The organism is Mesorhizobium sp. B2-4-1, from assembly GCF_006442185.1.
Taxonomy (GTDB): domain Bacteria; phylum Pseudomonadota; class Alphaproteobacteria; order Rhizobiales; family Rhizobiaceae; genus Mesorhizobium.
Genome location: NZ_VFVN01000001.1, coordinates 816,972 through 834,020, shown reverse-complemented (window position 1 = coordinate 834,020; position 17,049 = coordinate 816,972). Strand labels below are relative to the sequence as shown.

At 63.2% G+C, this 17,049-nt stretch carries 15 protein-coding genes; 2 read left to right on the top strand and 13 right to left on the bottom strand.

What is annotated here, in order from left to right:
• Positions 1–157: 157 nt before the first annotated feature.
• The 3 genes from FJ949_RS04280 to glmM all read right to left on the bottom strand — a co-directional run bounded on the left by FJ949_RS04280 (position 158) and on the right by glmM (position 3,539).
• Complete coding sequence (locus FJ949_RS04280; RefSeq protein WP_140493272.1) at positions 158–922, bottom strand: outer membrane protein; 765 nt, start codon at positions 920–922, stop codon at positions 158–160.
• Positions 923–1,105: 183 nt separating this feature from the next.
• Positions 1,106–1,939, bottom strand: coding sequence for an outer membrane protein (locus FJ949_RS04275; RefSeq protein WP_140493269.1), 834 nt, complete (start codon positions 1,937–1,939; stop codon positions 1,106–1,108).
• Between the two features lie 247 nt (positions 1,940–2,186).
• Complete coding sequence (gene glmM / locus FJ949_RS04270) at positions 2,187–3,539, bottom strand: phosphoglucosamine mutase (protein WP_140493266.1); 1,353 nt, start codon at positions 3,537–3,539, stop codon at positions 2,187–2,189.
• 368 nt (positions 3,540–3,907) lie between these two features.
• On the opposite strand from glmM, the gene FJ949_RS04265 reads away from it, so the two are divergent.
• On the top strand, positions 3,908–4,774 hold the full coding sequence (locus FJ949_RS04265; protein ID WP_140493263.1) for a hypothetical protein: 867 nt from the start codon (positions 3,908–3,910) through the stop codon (positions 4,772–4,774).
• A gap of 483 nt (positions 4,775–5,257) precedes the next feature.
• Here the strand turns inward: FJ949_RS04265 and ftsH are convergent, their stop codons facing one another.
• The 10 genes from ftsH to ybgC all read right to left on the bottom strand — a co-directional run bounded on the left by ftsH (position 5,258) and on the right by ybgC (position 15,621).
• Positions 5,258–7,183 carry an ATP-dependent zinc metalloprotease FtsH gene (gene ftsH / locus FJ949_RS04260; protein WP_140493260.1) on the bottom strand — a complete coding sequence of 642 codons (1,926 nt, stop codon included), beginning with the start codon at positions 7,181–7,183 and terminating at the stop codon, positions 5,258–5,260.
• 133 nt (positions 7,184–7,316) lie between these two features.
• Positions 7,317–8,663 (bottom strand): tRNA lysidine(34) synthetase TilS, encoded by a 1,347-nt coding sequence (gene tilS / locus FJ949_RS04255; RefSeq protein ID WP_140493257.1) that lies wholly within the window; start codon positions 8,661–8,663, stop codon positions 7,317–7,319.
• 58 nt (positions 8,664–8,721) lie between these two features.
• On the bottom strand, positions 8,722–9,843 hold the full coding sequence (gene ybgF, locus FJ949_RS04250; RefSeq protein WP_140493254.1) for a tol-pal system protein YbgF: 1,122 nt from the start codon (positions 9,841–9,843) through the stop codon (positions 8,722–8,724).
• Between the two features lie 212 nt (positions 9,844–10,055).
• A complete protein-coding gene (gene pal / locus FJ949_RS04245; protein WP_140493251.1) occupies positions 10,056–10,562 on the bottom strand; it encodes a peptidoglycan-associated lipoprotein Pal in 507 nt (168 codons plus the stop codon).
• Positions 10,563–10,783: 221 nt separating this feature from the next.
• Positions 10,784–11,161, bottom strand: a complete 378-nt coding sequence (locus tag FJ949_RS04240) for a four helix bundle protein (RefSeq protein ID WP_140493248.1) — start codon at positions 11,159–11,161, stop codon at positions 10,784–10,786.
• Positions 11,162–11,196: 35 nt separating this feature from the next.
• The gene (gene tolB / locus FJ949_RS04235; protein ID WP_140493245.1) at positions 11,197–12,507 is read right to left on the bottom strand and encodes a Tol-Pal system beta propeller repeat protein TolB; all 1,311 of its coding nucleotides are present in this window, start codon (positions 12,505–12,507) and stop codon (positions 11,197–11,199) included.
• Positions 12,508–12,546: 39 nt separating this feature from the next.
• Positions 12,547–13,701, bottom strand: a complete 1,155-nt coding sequence (locus FJ949_RS04230) for an energy transducer TonB (RefSeq protein WP_140493242.1) — start codon at positions 13,699–13,701, stop codon at positions 12,547–12,549.
• A 7-nt stretch (positions 13,702–13,708) separates the two neighbouring features.
• On the bottom strand, positions 13,709–14,161 hold the full coding sequence (gene tolR / locus FJ949_RS04225) for a protein TolR (protein ID WP_140493239.1): 453 nt from the start codon (positions 14,159–14,161) through the stop codon (positions 13,709–13,711).
• Positions 14,162–14,172: 11 nt separating this feature from the next.
• Positions 14,173–14,883 carry a protein TolQ gene (gene tolQ / locus FJ949_RS04220; protein WP_140493236.1) on the bottom strand — a complete coding sequence of 237 codons (711 nt, stop codon included), beginning with the start codon at positions 14,881–14,883 and terminating at the stop codon, positions 14,173–14,175.
• Positions 14,884–15,150: 267 nt separating this feature from the next.
• Entirely contained in the window at positions 15,151–15,621 is a 471-nt protein-coding gene (gene ybgC / locus FJ949_RS04215; protein ID WP_140493226.1) for a tol-pal system-associated acyl-CoA thioesterase, read from the bottom strand.
• Positions 15,622–15,678: 57 nt separating this feature from the next.
• Here ybgC and FJ949_RS04210 point away from each other — a divergent pair, with 57 nt between their 5' ends.
• Positions 15,679–16,947: a cellulase family glycosylhydrolase gene (locus tag FJ949_RS04210; RefSeq protein ID WP_140493223.1), complete on the top strand. Its 1,269-nt coding sequence runs from the start codon at positions 15,679–15,681 to the stop codon at positions 16,945–16,947.
• Positions 16,948–17,049: the final 102 nt, after the last annotated feature.

Below are 17,049 nucleotides of genomic sequence, written 5' to 3'. Positions count from 1 at the left end.
GCCCACGGACGGCGATATGCGCTCGGGCTTCGGGCGTCAAGGGGAAAGTTTTTGTCGCGGGCAGGATACTGGCGATCCGCGATCAGGATCTCGTGAGCTTCAAACGCAAACGGCGGACCGAAGAGATCCGCCGCCAGGGTTCATGTGTGCCAGCCTACTACCAGAGATCGTAGCGTAGCCCGAGCTTAACCTGATGATTGCTGATTCCCTTGTGGACCGGAAACGAGGTCAGGCTCTCGGCCGTCACATATTCAGCGTCGGGCGCCGAGAAATACTGATAGCCGAGATCGACGGAAACATTCTTCGACACCTGATAGGCAAGGCCGGCATTCAGCGTGTAAGCGAAGGAATACTTGGTCTTGTCGTCACTCAGGCCGAAGTCGTCGGTTGGATCGCCATTGTCGGTGAAATAGCTCGCCGAGAGCTTGTGCGTGCTCCTGACGATGCCGATGCCGGCGCCGAGATAGGGTGTTATGCCGACATAGGTACCAAGGTCGACATAGCCGTTGAGCATGCCTGAAAAGGCATAGTTCTTCAGGGACGCCGACGCTAGGGTCGCCTCTGCCGCGGTCGCTGAATCGTCATAGCCAATGCCGATCTTGTTGCCGGGCAGGTAACCCAGATTGAGATCGGCACGCAGATAATCGTTGAAGTGGTAGCCGAAGCCGATGCTGGCGAAGACCGGGTCTTCCTCGTTGTCGAAGCTCGCCGGCGTGAAGGCGAAATCCTCATTCTTGAAGCTCTTCTCTACCAGGTAGGAGACATCGCCGCGCAGATACCAGCCCGAGCCGACCTCGACCGGCACGTAGTCGGGCGCCTGGTCGACATAGACCGGGGGATCATAGTCGGCGGCCAGCGCAGGCGTCAGCGGCATGATGGCGAATGTGGCAAGCACCGGCGCCATACGCGATGTGAGTTTCATGATCCCCTGCTCCCGATTTCGGCGCCACCAGACGGCAGCCATCGTTTCAGGAAGCATTGTTAACCATAGTGGTTAAGTCGGGGTTAAGGCTAACAGAGCGTTAGCGAATGATTTCGGGCAGGCAGACAAGCGAAAACCGCCCGGCTGATGCCGGGCGGTTTCGGACCGTTGGATGGTCGGATGTTACTTGGTGTAGATCGGCTCGGGTTCGGGCTGATAGGCCACCGTCGGCGCGGCGCAACCGTTGTTGCCGCCGAACTGGTACCGCAGGCCGCCGCGCACCTCATGCGTGTCGATGCCGCGGTCGAAGCCCGGCCCGGCGCTGCTGATATCCCACTCGAACATGCGGCCGCCCTGGATGTGGCTGTAGCGATAGCCCGCGTCCAGGATCAGCTTGTCGGTCAGGCAGTAGGAAGCGCCGGCCATGAGCGCGTAGGCAAAGCGCCAGCTTTTCGCACCGGGGTTGAACTCGGTGGTGTTCGGGTCCCTGACATCGTCCCATCTGACATGCGCGCCGCCGATGCCGGCGCCGACATAGGGCGTGATGCCGTGATAGGTGCCGAGATCGACATAGGCGTTGGCCAGCAGCAGCAAGGCGCTCATTTTCGACACTTCGGTCGACGTCGAGAAAGCGTCCGAGGTTCCGCCGTCGAAGTTCGACTTGAACCAGTAATCGGCGGTCAAATCCGTACGAAAATGATCGTTGATCTTGTAGCCGACGCCGGCGCCGAGCGAGAAGCCGCCCTTGAGCTTGCCGAAATCGAAGCTCCTGTCGCCGGGAATGACGTTACAATTACAGGGATCGATGGTGTAGGTCGTGTAATCGATGCCGCGCACTTTCGACTTGTGGTAGTCGAGATCGCCGCGAATGTACCAGCCGCCGACATCGACTGGCTGCTCGTATACCGGCGGCGGCGCCTCTTCGACCACCGGCTCCGGAAGGTCGGCCGCGAACACCGGCCATGCCAGGCCCGCGAACAGCGCGGCGAACAGGGCCTTTCTTGCTGTATTGAACATGCTTGTCACCCCTAGAAACCCTCGGAACAGCGGTCGCGTCCGAATGAGATTGGCTTTCAGGCGTGGATAATGAATTGCAAAGGTTAAAAGGCATTTAACCCTGTCTATTAACCACGAATCTCGAGCATTTGAGGAATTCGGATGGTTCCACGTGTCTCGAGCCAGTTTCGCAGGCAAACAAAAGCCCGCCGGACGGGCGGGCTTCTAAGCAATCAGAGCGGCGTCGGCCCTCCGAATGCACCTGAGATCAGGCGGCGCTGCGTGTTTCCGAGATGACCTCAACGATGTCGTTGACGACGGCCTCGACCAGCTGCGGGTCGTCGCCCTCGGCCATGACACGGATCAGCGGCTCGGTGCCGGACGGCCGGATGACGAGCCGCCCCGCCTTGCCGAGGCGTTGACGGGCGTCCTCGATCGCAGCCTTGACCGGAGCTTCCTCGAGCGGCTTGCCGCCGGCGATGCGGACGTTCTTGAGGAGTTGCGGCACCGGCTCGAACTTCTTCGACAATTCGCTGACCGGCCGGCCCTGCCGCTTGATGCAGGCCAGCACCTGCAGCGCCGAAACCAGGCCGTCGCCCGTGGTCGAGAAGTCCGACAGCACGATGTGGCCCGACTGCTCGCCGCCGACATTGAGCCCGTGCGCGCGCATATGCTCGACGACATAGCGGTCGCCGACCTTGGTGCGGTGCAATTGCAGCTTCATGTCGCCGAGGAAGCGTTCGAGGCCGAGATTGGACATGACCGTCGAAACGACGCCACCGCCGGCAAGCCGCCCGCTCTGGTGCCAGGACTCGGCGATCATTGCCATGATCTGGTCGCCGTCGACGATCGCGCCGTTCTCGTCAACGATGACGACACGGTCGGCATCGCCGTCGAGCGCGATGCCGATGTCGGCGCGCACCTCGTGCACTTTCTTCTGCAGGCCTGCCGGATGGGTCGAGCCGCATTCCTTGTTGATGTTGAAGCCGTTGGGCTCGACATTGATGGCCACCACTTCGGCGCCCAGCTCCCAAAGCGCCTCGGGGGCAACCTTGTAGGCGGCGCCATTGGCGCAATCGACGACGATCCTCAAACCTGAAAGCGACATCGAACGCGGCAAGGTGCGCTTTGCAAACTCGATGTAGCGGTCATGCACGCCATCGACGCGCTTGGCGCGACCAAGTCCGTCGGAATCGGCGAGTGCCAGTTCGATATCCTTGTCCAGCATGCTCTCGATGCGCTCTTCGATCTCGTCGGAGAGCTTGTAGCCGTCGGGACCGAATAGCTTGATGCCATTGTCGTAATAAGGATTGTGCGAGGCCGAGATCATGACGCCGATATCGGCGCGCAGCGAACGCACCAACATGGCGACCGCCGGCGTCGGGATGGGGCCGAGCAGGAACACGTCCATGCCGGCGGCGCAGAGGCCCGCCACCATGGCGTTCTCGATCATGTAGCCGGAAAGTCTGGTGTCCTTGCCGAGCACCACACGGTGACGATGGCTGCCGCGCTGGAAGGACAGGCCGGCCGCCATGCCGACCCTCATCGCGATTTCCGCCGTCATTGGAAACTTGTTGGCGCGCCCGCGAATACCGTCCGTGCCGAAATAATTTCCTGCCATGCTAGTCAGTGTCCCCGGTGGTTCTTGCCCGGTACGTCATGCCATAATTGGCCGGCGCACTACGATCACATTTCGTGATTATCTGTTACCAATCCTTTAGAAAACCCTTGTTGTGCATTGCACACAGACTGGCGCAACCTAGCGTGATGGCGCTGCCTCGCCACAATATACCATGCCTGTGGACCATTCGACATGGATTTACCCACAAATTCTTGTCTTCCAGCCGGCAACAGGCAACGATTTCATCACCTTGCCGGCAGAAGCCGGGTTTCGGCGATGTATTCGCCACTTAGCATCTGGCGCAACCGACCGTTGAGCGTTATTGATTTGCTGGGACGTATAATGGGCTGCTGCAACGGAGAAACGCTATGCTCATCCACCGACTTGCCACTTTGACCGGCCTTGCGGTCGCGACGTTATTCCTGGCCGCGCCAGCCAACGCGCTGACGATGGCCGAGTGCAGCACGAAGTATAACGCGGCCAAGGACGCGGGGACACTTGCCGGCCAGACCTGGAACCAGTTCCGCAAGGCGCAGTGCGGCACTGATGCCGCCGCGACAGCCAAGCCCGACGCCAAGGCAGCGGACACCAAGGCGGCCGATACGAAGCCGGCCAAGGCGACCAAGGCTGCGGCCGCCGCCGACGACGGAGCCAAAGGCCTGACCGCAAAGGAATGCAGCACCAAGTACCAGGCGGCCAAGGCCGCCGGCACGCTCAACGGCATGAAGTGGAACGACTTCCGCAAGAGCGAATGCGCCACCGGCGCGTCCGCTGCCGCCGGCGCATCCGCTGCCGCCGCCACCAAACCGGCGACCACCAAGGCGGCGACCACGGCTGCGGCGACCGACAGCTCGGGCAAGGGCCTGAGCATGGCCGACTGCAGCAGCAAGTACCAGGCTGCCAAGACCGCCAATACGCTCAACGGCATGAAGTGGAACGACTTCCGGAAGGCCGAATGCGGCGCCAGCGCCTCGGACGATGATACCGTCCCGGCTCCAACAGAGGCGACCTACACCAAGGAGCCGGCAAAGCCGACTGTCGCTGCGCCGAAGGGCGTGAGTTTCCCGACCGCAATCTCGCCGAAATTCGCCACCGAAACCCCGGCCAAGGCCCGCATGCATACCTGCCTCCAGCAGTACTATGCCAACAAGGACGCCAACACGCTTGGCGGCTTGAAGTGGATCCAGAAGGGCGGCGGCTTCTACAGCCTGTGCAATGCCAAGCTGAAGAGCTGAGCGACAGCACTATTTGAGGAAAGTAAGGCCCGCGAGCCGCAGGGTTCGCGGGCTTTTTTGCCCGCAGCTTCAGCAGGAATCCCCGCTGACGAGAGGCGCGTTGCCGGCGACGCTGCAAACTCCCCTCGTGGGGGAGATGGCCGGCAGGCCAGAGGGGGGGGCACGAAGGATCGTTGCCTGCTCCGGCCAGGTTGCCTCGCATTCACGAAAAGCTGGGCGAGGGTGGCTCGAGGAATCGTCGAACGGCAAGGGAGATCCTCCCCCGCAGCCCGGAAGGCCTAACTCGATTTGTCGGCGGACGCTGCCCCCGCTGAGCTGCCCGGCATCTTCCACAAAGTGGGAAGATTGGCTGCTGCCACGCCGGCTTCCGCCAATCGCCTAACCAACCTTGCAGGCGCAGGCCACGGAGAAACTCAGCAGCCTGCCCCAAACAAAAACGCCGCGGTCAAACCGCGACGTTTCTCAATTTGTTCTTGGCCGAGTTCAGCTCGACGGCTGCGGTTCCATGCCGCCCTCGGGCTCGGGACCCTTTTTGCGGCGGCCCGACTTCGGCACGGCCGAACCACGGCTCGGCGGCGTGTCGTCGCCGAGATCGCGCGCGGGCTTCTCGCCGGCGATCAGCTGCTTGATCTCGTCGCCCGACAGCGTCTCGTATTCGAGCAGGCCCTGCGCCAGCGCGATCCATTCCTTCTTCTTCTTGGTCAGCACCGACCTCGCGGTCGAATAGGCCTCGTCGATCAGGCGCCGCACCTCGGCGTCGATGATCTGCGCGGTTTCTTCCGAGATGTTCTGCGTGCGCGCCACCGAATGGCCGAGGAACACTTCCTCCTGGTTGTCGCCATAAGCGACATGGCCGAGCTTGTCGGAAAAGCCCCAGCGCGTGACCATGGCGCGCGCCAGCTTGGTCGCCTGCTCGATATCGGAGGAAGCGCCCGACGTGATGTTCTCCTTGCCGAACTTGAACTCCTCGGCGACGCGGCCGCCCATCATGATGGCAAGCCGTGAGATCATGTACTTGTAGCTCATCGAATAGCGGTCGCCTTCCGGCAACTGCATGACCATGCCGAGCGCGCGGCCGCGCGGAATGATTGTCGCCTTGTGCAGCGGATCGGCCGACGGCACGTTGAGCGCCAGTATGGCGTGACCGGCCTCGTGATAGGCGGTCAACTCCTTCTCGGCCTGGGTCATGGCCGAGGAGCGGCGCTCGGCGCCCATCATGATCTTGTCCTTGGCGTCCTCGAACTCGGCCATGGTCACGAGGCGCTTGTTACGCCGCGCCGCCATCAGGGCGGCCTCGTTGACGAGGTTCATCAGATCGGCGCCGGAGAAGCCCGGCGTGCCGCGGGAGACGACCTTGAGGTCGACATTGGGCGCCAGCGGCACGTTGCGCACATGCACTTTCAGGATCTTCTCGCGTCCGACGATGTCGGGGTTCGGCACCACCACCTGGCGGTCGAAACGGCCGGGCCTCAGCAGCGCCGGGTCGAGCACGTCGGGCCGGTTGGTGGCGGCGATCAGGATGATGCTTTCGTTGGACTCGAAGCCGTCCATCTCGACCAGCAGCTGATTCAGCGTCTGCTCGCGCTCATCATTACCGCCGCCGAGACCCGCGCCGCGGTGACGGCCGACCGCGTCGATTTCGTCGATGAAGATGATGCAGGGCGCGTTCTTCTTGGCCTGGTCGAACATGTCGCGCACGCGGCTGGCGCCGACGCCGACGAACATCTCGACGAAGTCCGAACCCGAAATGGTGAAGAACGGCACGTTGGCCTCGCCGGCGACCGAGCGGGCGAGCAGCGTCTTGCCGGTTCCCGGAGGGCCGACCAAGAGCACGCCGCGCGGGATCTTGCCGCCGAGCCGCTGGAATTTCTGCGGATCGCGCAGGAACTCGACGATCTCCTCCAGGTCTTCCTTGGCCTCGTCGACGCCGGCGACGTCCTGGAAGGTGACGCGGCCATGCGCCTCGGTCAGAAGCTTGGCCTTCGACTTGCCAAAGCCCATGGCACGACCGGAGCCGGACTGCATCTGGCGCATGAAGAATATCCATACGCCGAGGATCAGGATCATCGGCAGCCACGAGATCAGGTACCCGAACAGCGAGTTTGAACCGTCGGTCTCCGGCCGCGCATTGATGGTGACGTTCTTGTCCTGCAGCCGCGAGACCAGCGACGGATCGCCGGGCGAATAGGTCTGGAAGCCGCTCGAATTGTCGGTGTAGGTGCCGGAGATGCGGGCGCCGGCGATGGTCACCGTCTTGACCCGGCCCGCCGCGACATCCTGCAGGAACTGCGAATAAGGTACATCGCTCGAAGCCCCACGCGTCTGCGGCGTCTGGAACAGATTGAAGAGGGCGATGAGCAGGACCGCTATGATCGCCCAGAGCGCGAGGTTGCGATAGTTCGGATTCATCAATTGTCCCGTTGGTGTCCGCGGGCAGACACGCGTCGTGAGAGGAAACTTGAGCCTAACATAGGGAGAGCGCCCCCCCTTGCCAAGCAGAACAGCACGTGTGGGTTAAGCTTTCGCCCATGACCGACCGGCGCTATGGCCGCTTGAAAGGCAGGGCGGGAGGCAACGGTGCGCCGATCAATTCGGCGACGGCCCGCGCCGGCGCCAGGTCGAAGGACGGCAGGAAGCGGGCAAAGGGGGCGACGACGGCCTGTGCCGTGAACCCCGGCGACGCCTGCCCACCCTGAGGCAGGCCAGGATTTTCAACGGCTTGCCGCGATGCCGGCTCGCAGGCCAGCGCGGCGCGCACGAGGCTGCGCGGCGTCTCGCCTTCCGCGATTGCCAGACGCTTCGCCGCCGCTGCCCCGAACGGCGCGATCAACAATGCACTGCCGCCGTCGTCCAACGTGATGTTCCGGCGGCCGTCCCAGAGCAGCCCGCCGGTGGCCGCGACCACAGGCGGCAAGCCTCGCGTCTCGCGGCGCAGAAAGATGCCGGCGCGACTGGAATCGACCACCGTCCGCGACAATGTGGCGCAAAGAAATCCAGCCTTCAGCCTACCGAACAGCGCCTCGCATCGCGCCTGGTCCGGCAGAAACGCAACGCCCCCGCTTGTGGCGAGGAGGATGCGCAGCGCATAGACGGCCGCCGGATCGTCGCCGGCCGAAAGCAGGGTCGGATCGAGGCGGACAAGACCCGGCGCCGGCTGGCTGGCGAAGCGCGCGATTAAATCCGCGGCGCGGATGCCAAGCCGGCTGCGCGCCTCGCTCTCGCGCGCCGCCAGCGTCAATGCGTCATCGATGCGCTGCGCACCGTCAGCGCCGGCCAGTGCCGCGCGCATGCGCGGTCGCTCGAAGGCCGCGTCGGCATTGGTCGGATCCTCGGCCCAGCCGACATGCTCGCGCCGCAGGAAGTTGCGCAAAGCCGCGCGCCGAATGCCAAGGAGCGGCCGCACGATCCATTCGTGCCAGTCGTGCAAGGTGATCGGCGCCATGCCGGCAAGGCCGCGGGCGCCCTTGCCTCGGACTAGCCGCATCAGCACCGTCTCGGCCTGGTCGTCCGCCGTATGACCGGTCACGATCAGACCGAGGCCTTCCTCCCGCGCCGCCTCGGCCAGCAGCCGGTAGCGAGCCTCCCGCGCGGCGGCCGGCAGCCCGGTCGACGGCTTGCGTCCGGACCAGGCGACGATGCGGTGCGCGATGGCGTGCGCGGCGCAAAGCCTGGCCACCGCTTCCGCTTCGGCCGCCGCGCCCTGCCGCAAACCGTGGTCGATCGTCACCGCCAGCAGCTTCGCGGACGGCGCGGTTCGGTCGAGATGTCGTTTGAGAAGGAGAAGTAGGGCGGTCGAGTCGCTGCCGCCGGATACGGCCGCAACGGCGCCGCTGGTAAAGTCGATGTGCGAAAAAAGGTCTTTCGAAAGATCAGGCTCGGTGTCGAGCATCAATGCATGTCGCCCGAACACGGCTCCGAGGGCAAGGCAACGGCAGGCAGGAGAAGGGCTAGCACGCCGCCAGGGCCTTTTCCTGCTTCACGCGCTCCTTGAGCGTGTTGGAAATGTCGGGGTAGCGCTTGCCGACCTCGCTGAAGGTGGCGCAGGCCACGTCGTGCTGCTTCAGGCCGACCAGCGACACGCCGAGCTTCAGCAGCATGTCGGGGGCCTTCTTGGCCTTGGGATAGTCCTTGCTGGCGGCGAGGAAGACCTCCGCGGCATCGCGGTATTTCTGCTGGCCAAGCAGCGATTCGCCCAGCCAATAGTGCGCATCCGCCGTTTTCGCGTCACGCGGAAAACGCGCGATGTGGTCGCGAAAACCCTGTTCGGCGGTGCCGTAGTCGCCCGAAAGAATGAACTGGTAGGAGTTGCGGTAGAGCTCCTCGGGATCGTTCGTGGAAGGCAGCGCCGCAACCACCGTGCCGTCGGACTTGCCGCTCTTGGCCGGAGCGCCGGTGGCTGGAGCGACATCCTGCGCCGGTGCGGTCGCCTGCGTGTTGCCGCCGGCATCGACCACATTGCCGTTCTTGTCGACGGTGATGCTGCCGAAGGTCTTTTCGGGCGCTCCCGTTCCGGGGATAACCTTGCCCGGATCACCGTCAGAGGATTCGACGATGACGTCCTCGACGCTCTGGCCGCCGCCAGCCGACTGGCCGGCCGCTGCCCGATTGTCAGCCTTCGCGGGCGGTTGCGTGGCCGGCGCCTCGGCCACGCTGTCATCGCTGTCGGCGGGCGCGGCCTGTGACTTCTTCTGCCCGGCCGGCTGCTGCGCACCCTGCGTACCGCCTTCGAGCTGCTGGAAGCGGAACTCGTTGTCTTCCTGCTGTTTGCGGATCTGCTCCTGCATTTGCAGGATCTGGAAGTTCAGTTCCTCGATCTTGCCGTTCATCTGGCGCAGTTGGTCCTCGAGCCCGGTGGCGCCTGTGCCAGTCGACTGCTGCGCGAACTGAACCTGGTCCGACTTCTTCTTTTCGCCGAAAACGCCAGGCAACTCGATGCTGGGCAGATGGAACGAGAAGCCGCTGTCGGCTGGCTGTCCCGTGCCATCAGTCCCTAAGCCACCCGCCATCGCGGTGACGCCTGAAAGGAGCAGCAGCGCAAGCGTGCCGCTCAGAACTGATCTCAAATGCATATGCCTCTCGCCGTGTCGTTAGCTTGTTCGCGCCTTCCAATCGGTATGGGACCAGCCAAGCGCCCTCGGCTCATAGCAGGACGCGAGACTTCGGCCAAATTTTGTTTGAAGGGACCAAACATGAAAAAGGCGGCCTTTCAGCCGCCTTTCGCAAACCTGTGTTGCATTTTTGCCGTCGTGTTTTTCGCGCGTCGCTCGACGCGCGAAAAATGTCAGGAACCGGCGCCGCTGAGCGTGGTGACCGCGCGGCGGTTCTGCGACCAGCAGGAGATGTCGTCGCAAACCGCGACCGGCCGTTCCTTGCCGTAGGAAATGGTCTTCAGGCGGTTGGCGGAGACGCCCTTGGAGACCAGGAAGTCGCGCGTGGCGGCGGCGCGGCGGGCACCGAGCGCCAAATTGTATTCGCGCGTGCCGCGTTCGTCGGCATGGCCTTCAACGACGATCGCATACTGCTTGTACTGGTTCAGCCACTGCGCCTGGCGCGACAGCGTCGTCTGGGCGTCGGCGCGGATCGAGGAGGAGTCCGTGTCGAAGAAGATGCGGTCGCCGATATTGACGGTGAAGTCCTGCGCCGATCCGGGCGTTGCGGCACCGGCGCCGTTGAGGCCGAGATCGGCGGCGCTGTTGGGCGTCTTCTTCGAAGCGCAACCGGCAATGGCGAGCATCGCCACCAGCGCGATCATGACGGGATTTCTGGTAAGTGCTGCGATACGGCTCATGCCGCCTCTCCTTCGCATTCGAGTGATTTCGTTGATCACCCAGTAACCACGTTTGGGTTAACCGGCATTCAAGAAACACGGTTAAAATTTGGTTTAGGCCGCCCGTCCGCAGCCCTTTGATCCGGGCCACAGTTGGCGCGGACCCTAGGCGGAAATGCGGCCAAAACGCGACAAAGAGGTGGAAATGGAGAATTGAGGAATTGAAGAAATGAGGAAAAGGGTCATTTCAACTTCTTCCTGAGATTCACCAGCATTCCATAGATATGGACATAGGATTGCAGCCATTCATCGCGCTGCGCGTGGGTGATGTAGCCAAGGTCGAACGCATACGAAATCCACGTCTCTACTTCGCTGCATGATCCCATGGCCATCGAAATGAAACGCGCAAATTCGGGCCTGGAATGGGTCTGTTTGGCAAATCCTTCAGCCAGATTGGCACAGATCGCCTTGCTGGATCGCCGCATTTGGTCAGCCAACCCGTATTGTTCCATTTTCGGAAAAACAAGCGTGGCCTTGTGGACGTCGAGGGAAACCCCATAAGCGTGCCTATAGACATCCAAATCCTTCGCGCGCTTGATGTAACCCGCTTCTCTCTCCATCCCTCAATTCTTCATTTCTTCATTTCTCCAATTCCTCACTCCAGCAGCGGCGACCAGGCCGGATCGGAGGCAAAGTTCGCGGTCGGGATCGACTGCTCGTTGCGGCCGGTGAGATCGACAGAAACCAGTTTCGGGCCGCCGGCGGAATCGCGGAAGAACATCAGCACGCGGCCGTTCGGCGCCCAGGTTGGTCCTTCCTGCTGGAAGCCGGATGACAGGATGCGCTCGCCCGAACCGTCGGTCTTCATAACGCCGATCTGGAATTCGCCGCCGGTCTGCTTGGTGAAGGCGATGAGATCGCCGCGCGGCGACCACACCGGCGTCGAATAGACCCCGTCGCCGAAGGAGATGCGGGTCTGGCCCGAACCGTCGGCGCCCATCACATAGATCTGCGCGCGTCCGCCGCGGTCGGAGGTGAACACCACCTTGCTGCCGTCGGGCGAATAGGAAGGCGAAGTGTCGATGGCGGTCGAGTTGGTGAGCCGGGTCGTCGAGCGGCTCCTGAGGTCCATGGCGAAGATGTTGGAATTGCCGTCGTCGCGCAGCAGGCTCATGATCACCTTCTGGCCATCCGGCGAAAAGCGCGGCGCAAACGTCATGCCCGGAAAATTGCCGACCAGTTCGCGCTGGCCGGTCTCGATCTGCAGGAGATACACCCGCGGCTGGCCGCTCTCATAGGACATGTAGGTGATTTCCTGCCGGTTCGGCGAGAAGCGCGGCGTCAAGACGATCGCCCTGCCGTCCGAGAGATAGCGCACATTGGCGCCGTCCTGGTCCATGATGGCGAGGCGCTTCTTGCGCGCATTCTTGGCGCCGGACTCGTCGATGAAAACGACGCGCGTGTCGAAATAGCCCTTCTCGCCGGTCAGCCGCTCGTAGATGGCGTCGGCGATGATGTGAGCGACGCGTCGTTGATTGGCGTCGTTGGCGAAGAATTGTTCGCCCGACATCTGCTGTCCAGCGAACGTGTCCCACAGCCGATACTGCGCGCGGATGCGCCCGTCGGCCTCCTTGCTGACGCTGCCGGTGACCAGAGCCTGGGCATTGATCACCTTCCAGTCGTCGAAGCGAGGCGCTGCGTCAGGATTGGCGATCTTCTCGATGAAGGCGCTTTTGTCGATCGGTGCGAACAGGCCCGAGCGCTTCAGGTCGGCGGTGACGATGCCGGAAATCTGCGCGCCAAGCCCATCGCCCGACTGGAAATCGGTGATGGCGATCGGCAGCGGCTCGACATTGCCCTTGTTGACGTTGATCTCGACGAGCGCCCACGCAGGCATGACGGCGCCGGCCATCGAGCCCAGCGCCATTGTCGCGACCATCAGGAGCGGCTTGAGGATGAATTTCATGTCTTCTCGCTTCTCTTCACTGATTCTGCAGGGCAGGCCTCAAAGGCCAAGCATTTCCCTCGGATCGAAAGTGACACGGACCTGGGCCCAGATGTCCTGTTTGCCCGCCGGAACCTGAAGGCCGGCCATGTTGCATTTCTGAACCGCACGCACGGCGCTTTCATCGAATTGGCGATTCCCGCTCGATTTCTCGACGGTGGGCCGGCCATCCAGCTTGCCCGAGGGGTCGAGGTTGAACATGACCACGGCGACGAAATTCTCCGAGCCCTCCAGCCCCGCCGGCAATGTCCAGCAACCGCCAAGCTGATCCGACAGGGCGCCCAGTTCTGATCTCGACAGCTTCTGGCCCTGGTCCTTCTCGCCGCCGAGCGAAGCCTGCTGTGTCGAACGCTTGGCGCCGCCGCCGGAGGGCTTCTGCTTGTCCAGCAGGGCCGAGATCTCGTCGGAATTGAACTGCTTGTCCTCCGATTTCGGCTTGGATGAAGCCTCCTTGACCGGTTTGTCGGCGTCCTTGCGCTCCGGCGCCTTGGCGCTTTCGGCCTGTGCCGGCTGCGGCTTCGGCCGCGCCTGAGGCGCGGGCGCGGAGTCCGGCAGTTGGGCATCGTCAGGCTGGTCCTTGGCGATCGCCTGGGCGACCGCGTCCGGCTTCACCTCGGGCGTCGGCTCGATGGCCGCGGTCTTGTCCTGTGGCGGTGCGGGCGTCGGCTCCTTGGCCGGCGCCGGCTTCGGCTCGGTCTGCTTGACCGGCTCGGGCTTGACCTCTTCCTTGGGCTGCGGCGCGGGAGCCACTTCCGTGGCCGGCGTCGGCTTGGGCTTTTCCTGCGGCTTCGGCACGTCCTCGGTCTTCGGCTTTTCGATCGGCGTTGGCGCCGGCGGCGGAGCCGACGTCATGTCGACCGGCTTCGGCTTGGCCTCGGGCGTTATCGGCTTGTCGGTATCGACGCTGTTCTCGCCGACCTTCTGCGCGTCCGGCACCACATCGGGACGCTGCGTGGGCAAGGGCGCCGGCTTTTCATGCACCACCGATTTCTTGTCGCCCTGCAGCACCTGGGCAGTGGCTTCGATCGGCACGATGTCGACAGCGACCGACTCGACGTCGGCCGACGGAAGCGCGGCCGGTGCCGACAGCGTGAACAGGCCGAAGCCAATCAGCGCCGCATGCATGATCACCGATGTGGTGAGGCCGGTCCTCATAGTGGGTCTATTGATCCTGTTCCTGCAGTGAAACCAGGCCGATATTCTTGTAGCCGGCGGCCGAAATGCGGGCCATCACCTTCATCGCCGTGCCATAGTCGGTGGACTTGTCGCCGCGGATGAAGATGCGCTCGTCATAGCCGGTCTTCGAGATCGCCTGCAGCTTCGCCACCAGTTCCTCGATCGGGATTTCGGTCTCCTGGAGATAGATCTGGCCGGCGGCATTGATCGAAACGGTGATCGGCTGCGTGTCGGCATTCATCGCCTTGGCCTGCGTATCCGGCAGATCGATCGGCACGCCGACCGTCAAAAGCGGCGCCGCGACCATGAAGATGATCAACAGCACCAGCATCACGTCGACCATCGGCGTGACGTTGATTTCGGCGATGAGGCCATGATGGCGGCCGCGCCGCCTATGGCCGCGTCCGCCGCGTCCAGCCATGCCTACGGACATTCCCATCGGCTTACTCCTCAGGCCTTCGGCGCTACTTTTTCATCGATTTGGCGCGAGAGTATGGCGGAGAACTCGTCGGAGAACCCTTCCATGCGCACCGCGATCTTGCTCGCATCCGATGACAGCTTGTTGTAGGCGATGACGGCCGGAATGGCGGCGAGCAGGCCGATGGCGGTCGCCAGCAGCGCCTCGGCGATGCCGGGCGCGACCACCGACAGGCTGGTGTTCTTGGAGCCGGCGATCGCCTGGAACGACGTCATGATGCCAATGACGGTGCCGAACAGGCCGATGAACGGGGCCGCCGAGCCCGTGGTTGCGAGGAAGCCGAGGCGGCCTTCGAGCTTCTCCATCTCGCGGGTCAGCGCCAGGTCCATCGCCTTATCGATGCGGGTTTGCAAGCCGAGCGGCGTCTTGGCGCCTTTTTCGAAACTCTTCTTCCACTCGCGCATGGCAGCAACGAAGATGGCGCCCATGCCCGATGTCTTGCGGTCGGCCAACGTGCGGTAAAGCTCCTCCAGCGACTGCCCCGACCAGAACACCTGCTCGAACCGGTTCAGCGCCAGCCGCATGCGGGCATAGGATACGAGCTTGTCGACGATAATCGCCCAGGTCCAGACCGAGGCGCAGAGCAGCCCGATCATGACCAGCTTGACCACCCAGCTGGCCTGCATGAACAGCGCCCAAATCGACAATTGCGCGCCCGGTTCGGCGAGTGCGATATTTTCCATCGTAACGTCCTTAAGATTTCCGAGCGAAGCTGGCGGCTGGCCCCTGGCATCCCTTGTGGTCGGTTCGCGCGAAGCTACCGGAACAACCCCAAAACGTGCCTTTCGCGGCCTTTTCGGGGCAAATGTTGGTGAAAGGAAGGCGCTGGATAGCGCCAATCTTCACCAATCTCTTCATGAACCGTTATGGTTAAGGATGGGTTAGTCCACCAGACGCGGCGCATTGCCGCGCTTCAAGCCGGCGCCGGCGATACCAACGACGTCGGCCTTTTAGCCCGCCTTGGGTATGAACGCTGCTATCCACTCCCTGGGGAAGCGGCGTGGCCGGCCATTCTCGCCTATGATCGCCGCCTCCACCCTGGCCTCGACCAGCACCTCGTCGCCGCGCTTGAGCTGCTGGGCCATGAAGATGCGCGCGCCGGAGATTTCCTCGGTCCGGGTGTCGATCGTCAGGATGTCGTCCATGCGGGCCGGGATGCGGAAGTCGATCTCCATGCGACGCACCACCCAGACTATTCTTTCGCCATGCTTGCCATCGGCAAGTTCGGTGTGGTGGACGCCGCTCAGCCTCAGATAGTCGGAGCGGCCGCGCTCGAGAAATTCGAGATAGCGGGCGTGGTAGACGACGCCGGAGAAATCGGTGTCGGCATAGTAGACCCGCGCCATCAGCCGATGGCCGAACGCCGTCAGCGCACCGGAAATCCCCGCCAGCAAGGTCGCGGATTCACCATGATCGTCCATTGCGCTTCCTTTTTCAGTCGCGGCAAGGCACCTGTGCCGCGCGTGACATGGCATCGGATGGCACTGTTGACGGCGATGATCAAGACCTTGGTGACGGCGCTGTTCGTGGTGATGGCTCTGTTCGTCGTGATGGCTCTGGCCGGGCCGAGCCAGGCCGCGACCTTCTCCATGAAGCGCGGGCTCAATCTCGACCAGTGGGTGACCTGGCCGGGCGAAGACCAATGGGGCAACGCCAAGGCCATCCTGCCCTACCCGGAATGGCGCAAATTTCTCAAGGACGACGATCTCGAGGCTTTGAAGCATGCAGGCTTCGATTTCCTGCGCATGCCGGTCGATCCTTCGCCCTTCCTTTCCGAAAATACGATGGCCTTGCGCGAGGATCTCTATGCCAGCGTGCTGGACTCTGTCCGCATGATCAACCGCGCCGGCCTGAAGGTTGTCGTCGACATGCATCTGATCCCCGCCGGCAGTGGGCGCAAGATCGGCATGGCCGAGGTGATGAACAACCCGGTGACATTCGATGCCTATGTCGAGGTGGTGCGCAAGATGGCGCACACGCTCGCCGGGGAAGATCCGGGGCAAGTGGCCTTCGAACCGATGAACGAACCGATCGTCGACTGCGACGCCGACGGCACCAGCCTGTGGCCGCAACGCCAGCAGAGGTTGTTCGCCGCGGCGCGTTCTTCGGCGACGAGATTGACGCTTGTGCTGACCGGGGCCTGCTATTCCGCGGCGTCGTCGCTGGAAAAAATCGATCCGATGGCGATCCCGGACGACAACGTCATCTGGACCTTCCATTCCTACGATCCGTTCCTGCTTACCCATCAGGGCGCGACCTGGGCCGGCGATTTCATTCCCTATGTGACCGGCCTGCCCTACCCGCTGACCGCGGTGCCGCCGGCTGAGCTCGACGTCACGCTCGACGCCATCCGCGCCAGGATCAAGACCGAGGCACCTTGGGCGCGGCAGGGCGGGCTGCTTGCCTATCTCGACGAGCAGGTAGCCAGCATGGACACCGACGCCAAGCTGCTTGGTCTCATGGACGCCCCATTCAAGGGCGTCGATGCCTGGGCGAAGGCCAACCGCATCAGGCCGGAAAACGTCACGCTGGGCGAGTTCGGCATGATCCGCCAGGAATACGGCAATCCCTATGTGATGCCGGCCGGCTATCGTGCCGCCTATGTCCGGGACATGATCGCGCGCGCCGAGGCGCATGGCTTCTCCTGGTCGGTCTGGAGTTACGGCGGCGCTTTCGGCATCGTCGATGCTTTCAACGGCGAAAAGGCCGAGCACGATGTGCTGGACGTGATCCGGTCGCTTCACTGAGCGCCGTTGCTCCACACCGCCGGGATCGATCAGCAAGATCTCCGGTCGCACACCGCAAAGCGGTTGCGACGCTTGATCGCCGGCCCGAACGCCGCCGCCGGG